This is a genomic window from Planctomycetota bacterium (genome assembly GCA_016125255.1).
GTDB lineage: Bacteria > Planctomycetota > Phycisphaerae > Phycisphaerales > Zrk34 > RI-421.
Genome location: WGMD01000012.1, coordinates 58,083 through 77,172, shown reverse-complemented (window position 1 = coordinate 77,172; position 19,090 = coordinate 58,083). Strand labels below are relative to the sequence as shown.

General features: G+C 63.2%; 12 protein-coding genes. 8 read left to right on the top strand and 4 right to left on the bottom strand.

From position 1 onward, the window contains the following. Positions 1 to 109: 109 nt before the first annotated feature. Together GC162_11300 and GC162_11295 are read right to left on the bottom strand one after the other, a co-directional pair. Entirely contained in the window at positions 110 to 2,848 is a 2,739-nt protein-coding gene (locus GC162_11300) for a tetratricopeptide repeat protein (protein MBI1369224.1), read from the bottom strand. Further along, the gene (locus GC162_11295; protein ID MBI1369223.1) at positions 2,739 to 3,590 is read right to left on the bottom strand and encodes a hypothetical protein; all 852 of its coding nucleotides are present in this window, start codon (positions 3,588 to 3,590) and stop codon (positions 2,739 to 2,741) included. The genes GC162_11300 and GC162_11295 overlap by 110 nt, the downstream gene beginning before the upstream one ends. A gap of 121 nt (positions 3,591 to 3,711) precedes the next feature. Between GC162_11295 and GC162_11290 the strand changes: the two genes are divergently transcribed. The 8 genes from GC162_11290 (at position 3,712) to GC162_11255 (ending at position 16,423) form a co-directional block, all read left to right on the top strand. After that, positions 3,712 to 5,220: a hypothetical protein gene (locus tag GC162_11290; protein MBI1369222.1), complete on the top strand. Its 1,509-nt coding sequence runs from the start codon at positions 3,712 to 3,714 to the stop codon at positions 5,218 to 5,220. A gap of 53 nt (positions 5,221 to 5,273) precedes the next feature. Then, positions 5,274 to 6,395 (top strand): hypothetical protein, encoded by a 1,122-nt coding sequence (locus GC162_11285; protein ID MBI1369221.1) that lies wholly within the window; start codon positions 5,274 to 5,276, stop codon positions 6,393 to 6,395. Between the two features lie 235 nt (positions 6,396 to 6,630). After that, the gene (locus tag GC162_11280) at positions 6,631 to 7,968 is read left to right on the top strand and encodes a DUF1080 domain-containing protein (GenBank protein ID MBI1369220.1); all 1,338 of its coding nucleotides are present in this window, start codon (positions 6,631 to 6,633) and stop codon (positions 7,966 to 7,968) included. A gap of 14 nt (positions 7,969 to 7,982) precedes the next feature. Next, positions 7,983 to 8,594: a DUF1080 domain-containing protein gene (locus tag GC162_11275; protein ID MBI1369219.1), complete on the top strand. Its 612-nt coding sequence runs from the start codon at positions 7,983 to 7,985 to the stop codon at positions 8,592 to 8,594. 3 nt (positions 8,595 to 8,597) lie between these two features. Then, the gene (locus tag GC162_11270) at positions 8,598 to 11,504 is read left to right on the top strand and encodes a M28 family peptidase (GenBank protein MBI1369218.1); all 2,907 of its coding nucleotides are present in this window, start codon (positions 8,598 to 8,600) and stop codon (positions 11,502 to 11,504) included. Positions 11,505 to 11,508: 4 nt separating this feature from the next. Further along, positions 11,509 to 12,297: a methyltransferase domain-containing protein gene (locus tag GC162_11265; GenBank protein ID MBI1369217.1), complete on the top strand. Its 789-nt coding sequence runs from the start codon at positions 11,509 to 11,511 to the stop codon at positions 12,295 to 12,297. Between the two features lie 61 nt (positions 12,298 to 12,358). After that, on the top strand, positions 12,359 to 15,556 hold the full coding sequence (locus GC162_11260; GenBank protein ID MBI1369216.1) for a protein kinase: 3,198 nt from the start codon (positions 12,359 to 12,361) through the stop codon (positions 15,554 to 15,556). A gap of 96 nt (positions 15,557 to 15,652) precedes the next feature. Further along, positions 15,653 to 16,423, top strand: a complete 771-nt coding sequence (locus GC162_11255; protein MBI1369215.1) for an NTP transferase domain-containing protein — start codon at positions 15,653 to 15,655, stop codon at positions 16,421 to 16,423. On the opposite strand, the gene GC162_11250 is transcribed toward GC162_11255, so the two are convergent. Both GC162_11250 and GC162_11245 read right to left on the bottom strand, forming a co-directional pair. Next, the gene (locus tag GC162_11250; GenBank protein MBI1369214.1) at positions 16,372 to 17,787 is read right to left on the bottom strand and encodes a hypothetical protein; all 1,416 of its coding nucleotides are present in this window, start codon (positions 17,785 to 17,787) and stop codon (positions 16,372 to 16,374) included. The two genes, GC162_11255 and GC162_11250, sit on opposite strands and share 52 nt — an antisense overlap. Beyond that, on the bottom strand, positions 17,780 to 19,087 hold the full coding sequence (locus tag GC162_11245) for a hypothetical protein (GenBank protein MBI1369213.1): 1,308 nt from the start codon (positions 19,085 to 19,087) through the stop codon (positions 17,780 to 17,782). The genes GC162_11250 and GC162_11245 overlap by 8 nt, the downstream gene beginning before the upstream one ends. Between the last annotated feature and the right edge of the window lie 3 nt (positions 19,088 to 19,090).

Below are 19,090 nucleotides of genomic sequence, written 5' to 3'. Positions count from 1 at the left end.
CAGCATCGAGAGATGAACGGGTCACCGTTTCGCAACGCCGCTTGCGGCGGGTCTCTTGTTGCGTCGCGAATGAAGACAAAGCACGCCGCCAGCGGCATCGCTAACCGGGTTATTTGAGGAACCGGTCGACGGGGGCGTTGGGGTCGATCTTTCGAGCGGCTTCTGCGGCGGCGCGGGCGGCGCCGGGGTTGCCCATCTTGGTGTAGAGGGCGGCGAGGCGCACCTGGTGGATGGCGCGGTCGGGTTCGATCCATGTGAGCGCTTTGAGATGATGCAGCGCGGTTTCGTCGTCGCCGCGCTGGAGGGCGATTGTCGCAGCGGTTTCGCGCAGGGTCGCATCGTAGGGTTGACGGATGATGGCGCGCATCGCCGCCTGCTGGGCGTCGTCGAGGTCGTTGAGCTGGCGCTCGATGTTCATAAGCGTCACGGCGTTGGCGCCGGTCGACTGATCGAGCAGGTCCAGCGTCTCCAGATGACTGATCGCCTGCATCGGCCGACCGAGCTTCACGGCCAGTTCCGCAATCGTCCGATCGGCCCACGGATCGACCGGCCGGGCCGACCCATAGCGCAGCGCCAAGGTGTACGCCCCTTCAAGGTCGCCGGCCTTGAGCGCCTGGGCCGTGGCGATCTGCAGCACATCCGGATGATCCGGATACTGCTTGAGCAGTTCGGCGAGTTTGTCCGGATTGCTCGTTCCGGCATCGGGGAGCTTCTGCATGATCTCGGCTGTCGGCGGCGTTGGCGACAGGCCCCACTGATGCACCTGCTCGGCGGCCCACGCGTAAAAGTCCGACATGAACTGGTCGGCGCTGAGACCCGTCGCCTTGGGCACGATCTCGTTCTCCGGCACGCCCTGTTTGGAGAGCGCGAGCATGTCCAGAATCTTCTGATGCCCGAAGCGCCGCGTGATGTATTCGAACATCCAGTTGGCCTGGGCGTACGCCTGGGCGCGGTCGGTGGGCTTTTTCGGACGGACGAAACCCCAGTTGATTTCGTCGAGCGTGAACAGTTCATGCTCGGCGACGCACTTGGCGAGGAGCTGACACGTGTCGTAATCGCGCGGGCCCGGCTCCTGCGAGACGGCGGCGGCTTCGGTGAACCAGTGGGCGATGCGGTTGCCCGTCTGCTCGAGCGTGACGGTGTGCACGAATTCGTGTCGGATCACTCGGTACCAGTCGAAGCTGCCCGACTGCTTCTTGCCGATGCGCGGCGGGGTGATGGCGATGATCGGCCCGGTCGAGGCGCCGATCGTCCAGATGTCGGGCATGCCGGTGATGCGCACGGCGAACCACTGCTTGTTGGGCATGATCTCGATGATCGTCTTGCCGCGCGGCTGATACGAAAACGCGCTGGTCACCTCGATGTAAATGCGCTCCAGCAGTTCGGGCATGTCGTAGGCCAGGGCCGCGTCGATGTCCTCGCCGTAGACGATCGTGAAGTGCTCGGTTTCGAGACGGTGATAGGTCGCCATCGCCTCGAGCATTTTCAGCACGTTCGTCGCGCGGATGTTGAACGGGTCGAGCGACGCGACCTGGCGCAGTTCGATCAGCGCTTCTTTTTCCTTGCCCGCCTGATTGAGGAGGAGGCCCAACTCGACATGCGCGGCGGGCCAGTTGGGCTGGCGCGCGATGGCCGCACGCAACATCTGCTCGGCGGCCTCGTACTGACGGGCGCTGGACAGTGTGCGCCCCACCATGAACAGCGCCAGCGGATTGCCCGGCGAAACGCTGTCGAACTGCCGCAGCGCCGCGACCGTCAGCTCCGGCTTGTAGTTGAGCGCCGCGGCGGCGGCGTAGTCGGCGAGCAACTGCCGCTCGTTGGGATACTGCGTCAAAGCATCGAGCAGAATTTGCTGCGCAAGCACCGGGTCCTTCTGCTGAAGCGCCATCTGCTCATCGAGGATGTTCGCATACAGATGACCGGGCTGAATGCGGCGAAGCTGCGCGGCGGCCTGAGCGACGGAGGCGAAGTCGTAGCCCATCAATGCAAGCTGCCCCAGTTCGAACCACGCCTCCGAGGACCCCGGATCGAGCTTCAGCGCCTCGTGCAGCGCTTTGACCGCCTCATTGGGGTTGTCCTTGTCCGCGAGCAATCGGGCCTGCGCCACCAGCGCGGGGGCGTAGAGACGATCCAGTTGCTGCGTGACGCGATCGAGGCGCTCCAGCACCATGCGATAGTCGTCGGCCGGTCGCCCTTCGAGCGCGGCCAGTTCGATGGCGGCCTCGGCGGCGGCGGTCAGGTCGACCGCGTTGTCATACTTGTCCGCGCGAGCGGCGTCGCGCAGCGGCGAAAGCGCCGCGATGGCCTTGTCATACTGACCGAGACCGATGTACGACTGGCCGATGAGAAGCTGCGCCGACGGCGACGCGTCATCCTTGAGCAGGCCCGCCACAAGATGCAGATCGCCCCGCAGGTACGCCGCCTTGGCGCGGATCAGGGCGGGGACCGACACATCGTCGAACACCGCATTGTTGAGGTCGAAGATCGCCAGCGCGTACGACGCGGAGGCACGCCCGATGGCGGACACTTCGTCGAAGAGCCCGTGATCGATGCGCATCGCGTCGCGCTCGGCGTCGGTGAGCAGCGCGTCATCGACGGCGGCGCGGACGGTTTTGGAGAGCACGACTTTTGAAGGAACCAGCGATTGCTGCGCGATACCGGGGTGAACGAACAGCAGCGGGAGGATCAGTGCGATGAGCATCGGGAGCGTCAGGCGTGATCGCATCGGCAGTCGGTTCCTATGTTCCCCAGGGTTTGATGTCCACGTTCCACCCCGAACCGGGCGCGGGCGGCGTGGTGTCGAAAAGCTTGCCCGCCTCGGCGGCATCGATCTTGTCCACCTCCACATCGCTCAGCTCGACCGTCGTATTGGCCTGTCCCTCGACGGTGACGACCTTGACGGGCAGGAGCGACGCGCGATCGAAATACAACTCGACGCGGTCGAACTGTTTCTGATGTTCGAGCTTGGGCGCATCGCTGCGCGGCGTAAGCCGAAGATGCAATGGAGCCGAGTCGCCTTCGCCGTCATGGATCATCTCCACATTGAACCGCGCCAGCACGGCATCGCGCTTCTGACCGATCGGCAGAGGGAATGGCCCATCAATGTTGAGCGGCTCGAACTTCTCTCCGGGCGCGACGACCTGACGCTTCTGAAACATCTTCGTGTCGAACTGTTTTTCGACGAGCCACTGGCCGTCGAAGATGAACTGGTGCCGCCGATCGCGCAGAGCGCCGTTGATGACCATCTTCCTGAAGTCGGCGACGAAACGGGCGGGCTGATCCTTGGCGGCGTCAGCGGCGAGATAGACGACGTCGCCCATGCGGACCTGCCGGTCGCCGAGCAGCACATTGTTCTTGTCATAGGTGATCGTCGCCTTGAGCGAATGCAGGTCGGCCCCGCGGGCTTCGAGCTTGTCGAGCAGGTCGATGACGTCCTGCGAGGGCACGGCTGGCACGGCGACGGTCAGCGGCTTGTTTTCCTCCGCCGGGCCATCCACGGGCACGTTCGGCGGCGTCGAATCGGCGCAGGCGGTCACGCCGATGAGCAGCGACAGGGCGAGGGCTTGATACGTGCGAGGCATCTCAATCATGTCCATCGGCGTCCGTCGAAAGGTCACTCTATTCTACGATCACCCTTCCGGGGGCGTTCGGCGGCTTGCCCGGCGGGCGCAAGTCGCGTTTAATGGCCCCATATCTTAGACGAGACCATTCATGCAGGTCGATGCGTTCTGGAAACACTGGCAGGTCCGCGAAGACCCCTTCCGAGCTGAGGAAGCACGGGAGGACCCGGTGTTTCGCCGGCTCATTCATACCGATACGACCCATCCGGATTTCGCCAAAATTTTCGGTCAACCCGACCGCCCCACCACCGCCGTCGTCTTCGGCGAAAAAGGCAGCGGCAAGACCGCCCTGCGATTGACGCTCGAAACGCGCCTTGCCGAGCACAACGCGAAAAACCCCGAGCGTAAGGCATGGGTCGTGCGCTATGACGATCTGAACGCGGTGCTCGATCGCTTCGCCCATGCGCATCACGCCGAGGGCGAAAAGCTGCTCAATCAGTTTCGACTCGCGGATCATCAGGATGCGATTTTGTCGCTGGTGATCACGCGGCTGGTCGATGCGCTGCTTCATGAAGGCGGCGAGGGGTCGGAGCCGCTGGGCGGGAAAGCGATGAAGATCGCTCGAAAAATGGGGCGGACACGGCGGGCGGATCTGGCGCTGCTGGCGGCGCTTTATGATCAGCCGCGCACCGGCAGTTTCGCGCGGCGGTGGCCTCGGCTGCGCAAAGCACTGCGGATCGCGCTCTGGCCGGCGATGAGCGCAGCGAAATGGATCGGCGGACTGCTGGCGGTGCTGGTCATCGGACTGGTTGTGGCGGAGCGGCTGGGCAAACAGACTTCGTCGCTCAACACGGTGCTGACGGGCGTCTGCACGGCAGGGGCGATTCTGCTGCTGGGCTACTGGCTGATTCGCACGGCGAAGATGTGGTCGCTGGCAGGTCGGATTCGGCGGGAGATTCACGTGGTGGACCGCACGCGCGGCGAGCTGCGTCATGCACTGGGCGATCTGAGCGGGCGGGAGCTGGCGGCGACGCCCCTGCCGATGAGCGGCGATCAGGACTGCCGCTATCAGCTCACATCCCGATTGCTGAATGTGATCGGGGCGTTTGGTTATCGGGGCTTGGTCGTACTGGTGGACCGGGTGGACGAGCCGGCGATGGTCAATGGGGACGCAAAAAAGATGAAAGCCCTGATCTGGCCGATGCTTAACAACAAGTTCCTGCAGCAGGATTCCGTAGGGATCAAGTTGTTATTGCCGGTTGAGCTGCGTCATATGCTTGGCCGGGAGGAATCGGAATTTTATCAGCGGGCGCGATTGGACAAACAACACATGGTCGATAGACTGGTCTGGAGCGGGGCGACCCTGTATGATCTTTGCTCAAGCCGATTGGCGGCGTGCACCGATAACGGACAACAGGCCGCAAGCTTGATGCAGCTTTTTGACGATGATGTCACAAGGCAGGACTTGATCGATGCACTGGACCAGATGCAGCAACCACGGGATGCCTTCAAATTCCTCTACCGGGTGATTCAGGAGCACTGTTCGAACGTGCCGCAGGACGAACCACGATGGCGGATTCCGCGGCTAACCCTCCAACAGGTAAGAAAACAGCAGAGTCAGCGGGTGCAGGACTTGCAACGCGGCGTGACTCCGGCATAATGCTCACTCAGTAAGCACTGCAAACTCCACCAACCCCAGACTGCTTTTTCTTAATGCAACGCTCAAGAAAACGAGAGCACGGCATGGACTATCGTAACAGCTTCAATGACAAATCATTGCGGAATCCAGTGGGTGGCTGGTACGCATTGGTATGGCATTTGATGTCTTTTTGCAACATGGGACCGTTAGGTAGGCGGTCCCGCATCGCTCAGGTTCCCTACAACCAACAAGGAGTTGCCACAATGGCAAAGGGACACGCAATGTTTGGTTTTCGTCGTTGGCTGGCCGCTGCGGCGGTCGCCGGTTCGGTGATGGCCCCCGTCGGTGCGATGGCTGCTGAAGAAGCCGCCGCGCCCGCCGGCCCCAACACCGGCAAGCTCTCGTTCTCCGGCGGCTTCGATGTCACCACCGCTTACTGGTTCCGCGGCATCGCTCAGGAGAACCAGGGCTTCATCATTCAGCCCTACGCCGACATGGGCGTCGCGCTGTACAAGGGTGACGGCCCCCTCCAGAGCATCGACTTCAACGTCGGCATCTGGAACAGCTTCCACTCCGAGCAGACCTTCGCCACCGGCACCGGCGGCGTCGGCCCCGACGCTTGGTACGAATCCGACCTCTATGCCGGGTTCACCTTCGGCCTCATGGACAAGTTCTCCCTGGGCATGACCTACACCGCCCTCACCAGCCCCAACAACGGGTTCGACACCATTCAGGAACTGGGCTTCTCGCTCAGCTATGACGACAGCGAACTGCTCGGTCAGTGGGCCATGGCTCCGTCCATCACCCTCGTTCAGGAACTGGACAACCAGGCCGACGGCGGGTCCAACGAAGGTCAGTACTTCCAGATCGCCTTCGGACCGACCTTCACCATCGTCGACTCCAAGGAATACCCCATCACCCTCAACGTCCCCGTCACCGTCGGCCTGAGTCTCAACGACTACTACCAGGACGCCTCGACGAAGGACTCCACCTTCGGCTTCTTCGACATCGGTGCTGACGTCAGCGTTCCGCTGGCCTTCGTCAGCTCCGAGTACGGCGCCTGGACCCTCACGGCCGGCGTCCACTACATCCACCTGAGCCAGAATGCTGCGGCTCTGGGTGCCGGCGGCGGCGCGATCACCGATGGCGATCGTGACTCCGTCTACGGCAAGGTCGGTGTGAGCTTCAGCTACTAATCACACCCTTGCGTCCCTCCCAACGGGGAGGAACGGGGCGGCGGCGGATCGGATCCGTCCCTCCGCCCGCCAAACGCCTGATGATTCCACCCAGCCCGCTCGCCACACCGGCGAGCGGGCTTCTTTTTGCGCCCCATCCGCCCCGACCCCGGAACCACCGTTTACGTATCACCGTACAGCCATTATCATGGACCGTTCACGCCAGAGTGTTCCGCCCCCACAGAGGACTCCCCGCATGATCCGCAAAACCGCACTGCTGTTCGCTCTCGTCCTGTTCTGCCAACCCCTGACCGCTCACGCCGAAGACGGGTTCGTCCCGCTCTTCGATGGCAAGACCCTCGACGGATGGGAACAGCACGGCGGGAAGGCCAAGTACGAAGTCAAGGACGGCGCCATCGTCGGCACTTCCGTCCCCAACACCGCCAACAGCTTCCTCTGCACCAAAAAGACCTACCGCAACTTCGTTCTCGAATACGACTTCAAGGTCAACACCGAGTTGAACTCCGGCGTGCAGTTCCGCTCCAACGTCTACGACGCCGAAAAGACCTACGAAGTCGCCGGCAAGACCATCAAGGTCGCCGCCGGCCGCGTCCATGGATATCAGTGCGAGATTGACAACGATCCGCACCGCAAGCGCTGGTGGACCGCCGGCGTGTATGACGAAGGGCGCAGCGGCTGGCTCTACCCCGGGCGCGACGGCGGCAATGCAGCCGAGTTCACCAAGCAGGGCGAGAAGGTCATCAAGCCCGAGGACTGGAACCATGTCCGCGTCGAATGCAACGGCGATCATATTGTGACCCATCTCAACGGCGAGCTTCGCGCCGACCTGCACGATGCGATGACCGCCGAGGGCTTCATCGCGCTTCAGGTGCATGGTGTGGGCAAGAAGGACGAGCCGCTGTGGGTCATGTGGAAGAACCTTCAGATCAAGGAACTGCCCGACACCGGCGCCGCCCTCCCGCAGGCCAGCACCACCACCGCTCTGACCGCCGATGACGCCCCTGCGGCCGCCCCCGACGCGGACGGCTGGATCACGCTCTTCAACGGCAAGGATCTGACCGGCTGGCACAATCCCTACAAGTACGGCAAGGCGTGGGTCGAAGACGGCACGATCCATCTCGAGTCCGGCCAGAAGTTCTTCCTCGTCACCGACAAGCAGTACAGCGACTTCGAACTCGAAGCCCAGATCATGCTCCCCACCACCGGGCACAGCAACTCCGGCATCATGTTCCGTTGCCACGCCGACCCGAACAAGGTGTACGGCTATCAGGCCGAGTGCGACCCCAGCGACCGTGCGTGGACCGGCGGACTTTACGATGAAGGCCGCCGCGGGTGGCTGCATCCCGGCAAAGACCACCCCAAGGACGAGCATCTGGTGAAGGCGCCGCTCGGCGAATGGATCAAGTACCACATCATCGCCAAGGGCGATCACATCCAGATCTTCATCAACGACCAGCAGACCACCGACTATCACGACTCGACCGACGCCAGCGGGTACATCGGCATTCAGCACCACGGCGAAGGCAAGCAGGTGTATCAGTTCCGCAACATCCGCATCAAGCCGCTCAACTGAAACGGGAGCAGATCATGCGATGGTTGATGACGTTCATGTTGGTGCTCGCGGCGGGCGCGCTGCTCGGCGCGGACGAGCCGGCCGGGCAGTGGAGGCCGCTCTTCGACGGCAAGACGCTTGCCGGCTGGCACGCCACGCCCGGCGGCAATTGGCAAGTCGTCGACGGCACGCTGCAAGGCACCAACGAAGCGTCCGACAAGCGGCACGGCATCCTCCTCTCCGACGCGGCCTACACCAACTTTTCCATCCGCGCCAAGTTCAAAGTCACCAGGGGCAACAGCGGGTTCTACTTTCACTCCGAGCCCGTCAAAAGCGCCGTCTCCGTCAAGGGCTTTCAGGTCGAAGTTGACCGTGAGATGGACACCGGCGGACTCTACGAAACGCTCGGGCGCGCATGGGTCGTCAAACCCGACCCCGTCGAGATGCGCAAGCACTACACGCCCGGCGAGTGGACCGACCTGCTGCTCGAATGTCATGGCCCGCACATCGTCGTCACCATCAACGGCTACAAAACCGCCGACCTCACCGACGAAAAAGGCGCCAAGTCCGGACACTTCGGTCTGCAACTGCACGGCGGAATGGACATGGATGTGCAGTTCAAGGACATCGAAATCAAAACCGACTGAACCATGCGTCACAAACTCTTCTCCATGTTGCTCGTCGCGTTCGTCGCCGTGCTCCCGGCTTCGATCCGCGCCGATGAGCCCGCCCCGCCATTTCTCACGCACGTCCGCCAACTGACTTTCGACGGCAAGCGCAGCGGCGAGGGATACTTCTCCGCCGACGGCTCGAAGATGATTTTCCAATCGGAGCGCGAAGCCGACAATCCGTTCTATCAAATCTATCTGATGAACCTTCAAACCGGCGACACGCAGCGCGTCTCGCCCGGTTACGGCAAGACGACCTGCTCATGGGTCCATCCCGATGGCCAGCATGTGCTCTACGCCTCCACTGATGCGGACCCCGATGCGAAAGCCAAGCAGAAAGCCGAACTCGATGACCGCGCCGCGGGAAAACAGAAACGCTACGCATGGGATTACGATGAACACTATGACATCTACACGCAGGAACTCGCCACCGGTCAGCGCGTCAACCTGACGAATACGCTCGGCTACGACGCGGAAGGTTCATACTCGCCGAACGGCAAGCTGATCGCCTTCGCCTCGAACCGCAAGGCGTATTCCGCTCCGATGTCCGACGAGGACAAGAAGCACTTCGAGATGGACCCGGCGTACATGATGGACATTTACATCATGAACGCCGACGGTTCGGATGTGAAGCAACTCACGAACGTGCCCGGCTACGACGGCGGGCCGTTTTTCTCGGCGGATGGGAAGAAAATCTGCTGGCGCCGGTTCAGCCCCGACGGCGCGACGGCTGAAATCTTCACGATGAACATCGACGGGTCCGATCAGCAGCAGCTCACCCACATGGGCGCGATGAGCTGGGCCCCCTACTTTCATCCCTCCGGCAAGTACCTGATCTTCACGACCAACAAGCACGGGTTCGCCAACTTCGAGCTTTACATGGTCGACGCGGCGGGCAAACACGAACCCGTACGCGTCACTGACTCGGACGGATTCGACGGCCTGCCGGTCTTCTCGCCCGATGGCGCGAAGCTGGCCTGGACCAGCAATCGCACCGCCGCGAAGCAGTCGCAGATCTTCATCGCCGACTGGAACCACGCCGCCGCCCTCGCCGCCCTCGGCGGGGAGACTTCAGTCGCCCCGCAACAAGTCGTCACCACCCCCGAACCCGCCGCGCCGACCGACGCCGACATCACACCCGCCGACCTCCGCACGCACATCACCTATCTCGCCAGCGACGCCCTGGAAGGCCGACTCACCGGCACCAAGGGCGAACAGCTTGCCACGCAATATGTCGCCGACAATTTCAAATCCTTCGGCCTCGCCCCCGCAGGTGACGGCGGCTCGTACTTCGAACCCTTCGACTTCACCGCCGGCATCGACCTCGGCGATCACAACACGCTGACCCTCCGCGATCAGACCTACAAACTCAATGAAGACTGGCGACCGCTCTCGTTCACGAAGCCCGGCAAGATCGACCCGACGCAGATCGTCTTCGTCGGCTACGGCATCGTCGCCCCCGCCGATAATGGCAACGACGGCTACGACTCGTATGTACATCAGGACGTGAGCGGCAAATGGGTCATGATGCTGCGCTACATGCCCGAAAAGATCGACGAAAAAGAGCGTCACACGCTCTCGCGCTACGCCAGTCTGCGCTACAAGGCGATGATCGCGCGTGACAAGGGCGCCGCTGGAATCATCATCGTCAGCGGACCCAACTCGAAGGTGAAGCACCAGCTTGTCCCGCTCGGCGACGACGCCTCGCTGGCCGGAACGTCGGTGGCGGCGATCACGGTGACGGACGATATGGCGAACAAGTGGCTCGCCGCCGCCGGGAAGAACCTCAAGGAGTTGCAGGACAAGCTCGACACGGGCGATGCCATGATCGGCTTTGACCTCGCCGACCTGAAACTCAGCGGGAACATGGACATTCGCTCCATCAAGCGCACCGGCCGCAACGTCATCGCGCGACTCGCCGCCGGCGACACGCCGACGAAGTCCGCCGTCATCATCGGGGCGCATGTCGATCACCTCGGCCATGGCGAAGAGAGCGGCTCGCTGGCCCACGCGGGCGAACAGGGCGAGATTCATCACGGGGCCGACGACAACGCCTCCGGTGTCGCCGCGATGCTCGAAATCGCACAGTGGCTCAAACACATGAAAGACACGGGCAAACTCAAGCTCGAGCACGATGTGATCTTCGCGGCTTGGAGCGGCGAAGAGCTGGGACTCATCGGCTCGTCGCATTACGTGCAGGCGCACGATGACAAGGATCACGCGCTACGCGATCACGTGGCGGCGTATCTGAACATGGACATGGTCGGCCGCTACGTCGACAAACTCATCGTGCAGGGCACCGGCTCGAGCACGCACTGGGGCGCGCTGATCGAAAAAGCGAATGTGCCGGTCGGGCTCAACATCGCGACGAGCGCCGACAGCTACCTTCCGACCGACTCGACTTCGTTCTACGCCCACGGCGTGCCGATTCTCTGCGCTTTCACCGGGGCGCACGAAGACTATCACCGCCCGACCGACACGGCCGACAAGATCAACTATGAAGCCGCGGCGAAGATCGCCAGATTCATGGGCCTCTTGACCCGCTCGCTGGCGATCACGGCCGACGTTCCCGAGTATGTCGCGCAGAAGCGTCCCGAAAGCGGCGCGCGCGGCGGTTCGCTCCGCGCGTATCTGGGCACGATCCCGGATTATTCGCAGGGTGACATCAAGGGCGTGAAACTCTCCGGCGTCGCCAAGGGCGGTCCGGCGGAAAAAGCCGGCGTGCGCGGCGGCGACATCATCGTCAATCTCGCCGGCCGCAAAATCGAGAACATCTACGACTACACCTACGCCATCGAAGCCCTGAAGATCGGTCAGGAGGAGACGATGATCGTCGAGCGCGATGGTAAGACGGTGGAACTGAAAATCACGCCCCAGTCACGGGATTGAGCGTTTGAACGATCCGATCGAACATAATCGGCGGGCGTGGGATCAGCGCGTGCGCGAGGGGCGGCGGTTCACGCGGCCCGCCACGAAGGATGAACTGGCCAAGGCCAACGAGACGATCGATCCCTGGGTGCGGACGGAAGGCGCCCTGGGGAAGACCATTCTGTGTCTGGGTTCCGGGGGCGGGCGACAGGGTCCGCTCTATGCCGCGGCGGGCGGGTATGTCACGGTCGTTGACGTCAGCGAGGCGCAGCTTGAAATCGATCGGCATGTCGCGCGCGAAGCGGGATTGAATCTCGTGACTCTGGCGACGTCGATGGATGATCTGTCGAAGCTGGTCGATGGAAGTTTCGACATGGTGGTGCAGCCGGTGAGCACGTGTTACGTGCCGGACATTCGCAAGGTGTACGACGAGGTCGCGCGGGTAATTAAGGCGGGCGGGTTATTCGTATCGCAGCACAAGCAGCCGACGAGCTTGCAGGCGGACATTCTGCGCGGGCCGCACGGTTACGAGATCACCGAGCCGTATTATCGGGAGGGACCGCTCCCGCCGGTGCTCGGGTCGGCGCATCGCGAGCCGGGCACGCTGGAGTTTCTGCACCGCTGGGATCAGCTCATCGGCGAGATGTGCCGGGCGGGTTTCGTGATCGAGGATCTGGCGGAACCGAATCATGCGGACCTGTCGGCGAAGCCCGGCAGCTTCGGGGATCGAAGCCGGTACATTCCGCCGTATGTGCGTCTCAAGGCCCGGCGGACGGCGGGCGGCGCCGGTCGTCCTGCAATTCTGGTAAAGTAATGCGTAATATGTTCGTGTTGTGTGCAAGGTGCGGCGAATCGGCGATTGAGGTGAATCGCGCATGGATTTCAAGGCCGAACGCGTCAAGCAATTGAACTGCGGCAAGTGCGGGGCCGAGATCGACCCGAGCGGGCCCAAGCCGCTGTCGACCATCGAATGCCCCGCCTGCCATCACCAGTTCACCGTCCCCGCGTCGTTCGGCGATTTTCTGCTGACGGCCGTAATCGGCACAGGCGCGGCGGGCATCGTCTGCCGCGCGTTTGATGAGAATCTGCACCGGCAGGTCGCGATGAAAATTCTCCGCGCCGACGCCGAGTCGAGCGCGTTGACGCAGGCGTGCCAGTCCGAAGCGCGGGCGCTGGCGGCGCTCAATCATCCGAACGTCGTGCAGGTGCACAGCATCGGCGAGTACCGCGGACAGCCGTACATCGTGATGGAATTGCTCGACGGCGGAAGCGTCGAGAAAAAGATGCTCACCGACAAGGCCGACGAAACCGCGTGCCTCGATCTGGCGATTCACGTCGCGGAGGGCCTCGAAGCGGCGCGTCAGGTCGGGCTCGTGCACATGGACGTGAAGCCGGCGAATATTCTTTACGATCGGCACGGCAATGCGAAGCTGATCGACTTCGGCGTGGCGCGAATCGCCCGCAAATCCAGCGACGAAATCGCCGGCACGCCCTACTACGTCGCGCCGGAAGTCGTGCGCGGCAAGCCGGCGGATCAACAGGCGGATATCTACAGTCTGGGCGCGACGCTGTTTCATCTCTTGGCCCATCGCCCGCCGTTCGCCGGGTCCAAAGCGACAGCGGTCATCTCCGCGCGGCTCAAAGCGCCGGCCCCGCCGCTGACCGATTTCCGCAGCGATCTGCATGATCGCACGATCGCCGTCGTGGCCCGCATGCTCGAAGCCGACCCCGCCGATCGTTATGCCAACTACGACGACCTGCTGGTCGATCTGCGTGCGGCTCGCGCCGCGGCGAACATCCCGCTCGAGCGTCAGCAGCTTCACGAACTTTCGACCGTCTCCTCGCCGCGATCGCGCTCCAAGAGCACCGCCCAAAAGAACGCCCCGTTGATCATGACCAGCGCCATCATCGCCGTGCTGCTCATCATCGCCATCGTGATCGGCGTCATCGCCTTTAAGCAGTCGCAGCCCGTGTCGCGATCGTCGGTGTCGTCGACCCGGCCGTCGAACGATGCGGCCGACCGCGAAGAGGTGCGTCTGCCCCATGTGCCCGAACCGGGCGAAAGGCCTGCACCGACGACAACAACAACGACGCCTGAACCTGCGACGCCCGTCGCGCTCGCCCCGAACAAACCCGAGCCGATGCCCGAGCCGGCGCCAAAACCTGAACCGGCCCCCGCACCGACGACGCCCGCCCCCGTCAAGCCCGAGCCGGCCCCGACAACGGGCCAACCTGCCAACGCCAACAAGTCGACCTTCGAACCGCTCGACGACAAAGTCGCCAACGAAACGATTGACGGTCAGTGGCATGTGCTGGACATTCGCGAAGCGATCAACGCCAGCGGGGCGGACATGACGCGGCTCGAAGACGGGTCCGTGCTCGTGTCCGGCCGCGGGGCGGATACAGATACCTACACGTTTGTGACCCGAGCATCGCATTTCCCGATTCGTCAGCTTTGCATACAGGCCCTGCCGCACCCGTCGCTCAAGAAGGAAGGCCCCGGCCGGTCGGGCAATTTCGCGCTGACGCACGTGGCGTTTTTCATCTCCGATGAGAAGACGCCCGACAAGCTGACACTCATCACGCTCGCTAATCCTATCGCGGACTTCGAGCAGACAAACACGACGGTCAAGCATCTGCTCGAGCCCAACAACAAGGTGTTCTGGAGCATCGCCGACCAGTTCGGCAAGGCGCATCAGGTGACGTTTACGGTGCCGACGCCGATTCAGAAGCGCGAGGGCGCGCTGCTGACGGTGCGGCTGGCGTTTCATCAGCCGCGCTGGCTGACCATGGGGCGCGTGCGGCTGCTGGTGTCGTCGGCCGAGCCGTCGGCTGAATTGGCGACGCTGACGCCGCCGAAGGCGATGACCAAACCGACGGAGCCCGCGCCCAAGCCGACCGAGCCGCCTCCGCCGCCGGCATCTCCGGCGTTAAGCGAATATGTGGTGCTCAAGCCGACGAACCAGTCCAGCGCGGAAAAGTCGCAGATGAGCGTGCAGGATGACGGGTCGATCCTGGTGGACTCCAAGAAGGTCGCGGGCGACACGTACACCGTGACGTGCGAGACGGACATCCCGGCGGTGACGGGCGTGCGGATCGAGCTGTTGCCCGACGCTTCGCTGCGTGACGGCGGACCGGGCGCGGCGGCGGGCGGCGTGTTCGCGCTGGCGGAATTCGGCGTGACGATCGCGCCCAAGGATGATCCGACGAAGACGCAGCCGCTCAAACTCGCGCAGCCGACGGCGGACATGGACGAAGAGAAGTACGCCATCGCCAACGCCATCGACGGCGACCCCAAGACGTTCTGGTCCGTGAAGGATCATCCGGGCGAAGCGCGCACCGCATCGTTCGCCGTCGAGCCGGCGGGATCGGTCGCGCCGGCCGGATCGGTGCTGACGTTCACGATCGCCAATCGCTTCAACATCGGGCGCTTTCGGCTTCTGGCGACGGCGTCGACGGATGCGGCGGTGATCAACACCAAGCCCGCCGAGCCCGCCCCCGCCGGCGCGACGGCTCAGAAACCCGAAGGCGAGAAGCCGGCCGACAAACCCATGAAGGCCGACAACAAAAACGCCAAGCCCGAACCGGCGGCGACGGCGGCGAGCGTGCATCTCCAGTTCAACCTCGGCGGCCCAGTCGTGACGATTCACAATACCGAATGGCCTCCCGCCCCCGCCTTCAACGGCGACAACGCCGGATACCTCGGCGGCAATCCGTCGATCAATGAGAAGGTCGGCGGGGGCAACGCGCTGATCAATTCGGCCGTGTCGGGCATCACGGGCTTCAAGGCCAAAGTCCCCAACGGGCGCTATCTTGTGACGATGATCTTCCTCGAACTCGACGAGACGCCGACGCCCGGCGAGCGCGTCTTCTCCATCAGCTTTCAGGGCATGCCCCCCGCCGGTGAATTTCAGCGCGTCGACCCGGCGATGCTCAACCAGAAATCGCGCGGCCCGAGCAGACTGACGGCGGGCGTCGTTGTCAATGACGGTGTGCTGGACCTGACATTCAAGCCGGCCGACGGCGTCAAAAAAGGCGCGATTCTTAACGCGATCGCCATTGAAGGCCGATAACATCGCCGCACGTGTCAACCGGGCGGCCAATGCGGTCGATACAATCAGTCGACACGATCAACGATCAGGGCTCGCAATCTCAGTGAGGGAACTTTCATGAAGGGCGTCATTCTCGCCGGTGGTCTGGGCTCGCGTCTGCGTCCGCTGACGCTGGTCACCAACAAGCATCTGCTGCCGGTCTACGATCGGCCGATGATCTACTATCCGATTCAGTGCCTGGTCAACGCGGGCATCGACGAGGTGCTCATCGTGACCGGCGGCGAGCACGCCGGCGACTTTCTGAAGCTGCTCAAGAACGGACATGACCTGGGGCTTCGCCATCTCGCCTACGCGTATCAGGAAGGCGAAGGCGGCATCGCCGATGCGCTGAAGCTGGCGGAGGATTTCGCGGACGGCGGGAAGATCGTCGTGATCCTCGGCGACAACATCATCGAGGGCAACATCCGCAAGCCCGCCGGCGAATTCTTCACACAGAAGTCCGGCGCGAAGGTGCTGCTCAAGGAAGTGCCGGACCCGGAGCGCTTCGGCGTGGTCCGCATGGAGGACGGCCGCATCGCCGAGATCATCGAAAAACCCGAGCAGGCGCCGAGCAATCTGGCGGTGACGGGGATTTATTTTTACGACAACGCGGTGTTTGAGATCTGCAAGACGCTCAAGCCGTCCGGCCGCGGCGAACTGGAGATCACGGATGTGAACAACCACTACCTGAAGCGCGGCGACCTGACGCACGAAGTGCTTGAAGGATGGTGGACGGACGCGGGGACGTTCGAGAGTCTGTACCGCGCGACGTGCTACATCGCCGAAGGCGGCGCCAATCACATCGACCTGGCCGCCGCCGCCCCGCCGTTGTTTTCGGGCAAGGTCTGAGCCGGGTCGATCAGCGGCGGCGCACTGACAAGTCCGCCGGCCAGCGCGATGAAGATGACCAGAAACGTGCTGTTAAGAAACGCATCGACGGCATTGATCGCCAGCACCGCCGCCAGCGCGATCGTCGCGGCATTGGCTCCGTAACGCATGCGCGGCCGATCGCATTGCCAGATGACGCCGCCCAGTGGGACCAGTCCGATGAGCATCCACGCCGTCAGTCCGACGATGCCGTACGTCCCCAGTTCCAGCATCCACATGCCCCATGGCCGCACCGCCTCGTCCCGATTCCACCAGTCGCTTCGTCCCCAGCCCAGCAGCGGCCGCTCCCACACGCGCTTGAGGTGCTCCTCCTCGCGCTTGAGCCGCCAGCCGAGTGATTTGAGCCCGGCGTCGATGAGCACGCGCTTGGCTTGCGCACCGATCCATGTGTGTTCAAGTTTGCCGCCGACGGAGGCGAGACCCGTCGCGCGGGCGCCGAGGTAGAGAATCGGCAGCGCGATCACGGCCGCAAGAATCCATCGTGCGCGGAAGCGTGCGATGAGACTTAAGCCGATGACACCGGCGAACAGGAGCAGAATGCTGCCGACGGATTGGCACAGGAGCGTGACGAGCGTGAGCACGCCCGCCACGACGCCGCCGGGAAGACCGATCAAATTCCGCATGATCCCGCGTCGCCACATCCACACTGCCGCCAACGCCGCGCTGGCCATCCACATCCCCAGTTGATTACCGTCTTCGAGCAGGCCCAGCGGTCGCTGTCCGAACCAGCGGTCCGCGCCGACGTTCTGATAGGCGTGAAACCCGTAGAGCGCGCGGTACAGGACGTTGCCGGTCAACATCTCCAGCAGACAGATCGGCACATAGACGAGCCCCGCCGTGATGATCGCCGCGACCCACAGCTCGACCGCCGCGCGATCGATCAGATACATGCGCCCCATCAGCCACGGGGTCCCCCACACCAGCGCCGCATACGCCACCTGCATCAGCCCGTCGCTCATGGGAAGACCGTTCCGCAACGTCGACGCCAGCGGCACCAGGCACCACGCCGCGATCGCCAGATCGATCGCCCGCGGCCGCAACTGCATCAGACGCGAGCGATCAAAAAACGCGACGCCCAACAGACACCCCGCGCCGATCGCCGTCGCCTTGTTCCACCACGCCACGCTCAACACCGCCGCGCCCGTGACGATATTCTCCGGCTGTTCGAGCCCCCTGACCGCATCCGAAAACTGCGCCACCGGCAACAACGCCCACCCGCCGATCAGACACACGACCGCCGCCACCCGCCCCGGCAACTTCGCGAACAGCGCGATCGAAACGACGACCCACGCGGCGAGGAGTAGATTGATGTATGACTCAAACATCGATCGCGTCCTCGCTTCGCCCGCGCCGCACCGCCAGCGCGGTCATCGCGCCCAGCAGTAGAATGTACGCCTGCGGCATCTCGTAATTGATCAACCCGTCAACCGTCCACAGTACAAGGAACACAGCAAATACTGACGGCGCCGCCAGCGCCACATCCGCCCACCGTTCGCCCGGCGTCCGCATCACGAACCGCGTGCTCGGCAGAAGCATGAACACCATCCAGATCACGAGACTGACGATTCCGGTGCGCGTCAGCGCCATGATCCAGAATCCGTCTAGCCGCCGGCCTTCATCTTCGCGCCATGCGTTGAACGCGCCCCATCCGAATAGCGGCCGCTCGTGCAGACGCCGAATGACCTGATCCTCGCCTTCGAGACGAAACTGCAGCGAGTGTGCGCGGTTGGGCGCAACCGATTCGAACGCCCGCACGATGATGTGCCCGCTCATCAGACCGCTCAAACGCAGCCCCGCATAGAGCGGGATCAGCACGATGAGCCCCAGTAAAAGACCGCGCCATCGCGTGCGTGCGATCACAAAGAGCAGCCCGAGCCCGACCCCCATCAGCAGGATGCTCCCCAGCGATCGCGCCATGATCGTCGTCACAACGAGCGCCGCGACAACGATCAGCACCGGTACGCCGGCGATACGTCGAATCGTACCCGCCCGCCACATCCAAACACCCAGCATGCTCGCCAGCGCCAGCATCATCGTGACCTCAAAGCCCGTGCTCATGAGTACGACCGGCCGCCATGTCCCGCCGCGCCATGCGCCCGCCATCGCCCGGCCCGACACTTCGCCGGTCAGCCATTGATTGAGCACCGGTCCTCGAAAAATCTCCAGCCAGCACAGCGGCACGTAAATCAGCCCCGCCAGCAACACGCCCACGCCCAGATCTCGCAGGTATTTCGGCTCGCCAATGAGCAGCCGACCCAACGCGAATGGCGCGAGCCAGTAGAGCATTTCCTTGCCCGTCTCCGTGGATGCAAAAGTCAATGGCAATCGGTTGACCAGCGCCGCAATGAACGGACAGAGGCAAAAGAGCACGGCCGGAAGATCCATCATGCTCGGTCGATACGCTTTCAACAACGGCCGGCAGAAGATCAGCGTCCCGATCACTGAGGGCACCACAGCCGCTTCCATTTTTGTCCACGTCCATCCACTCAACATCAACGTCGTCGTCGGCAGCGCGATCCATCCGCCGATGATCGCAATGATGCATGCGCGATGCGCCTCCAGTCGCCAGAATGCGACAAGCACCACCACCGGCCAAACAAGAAGGAGCACCTGCGCAATTGTCATGAA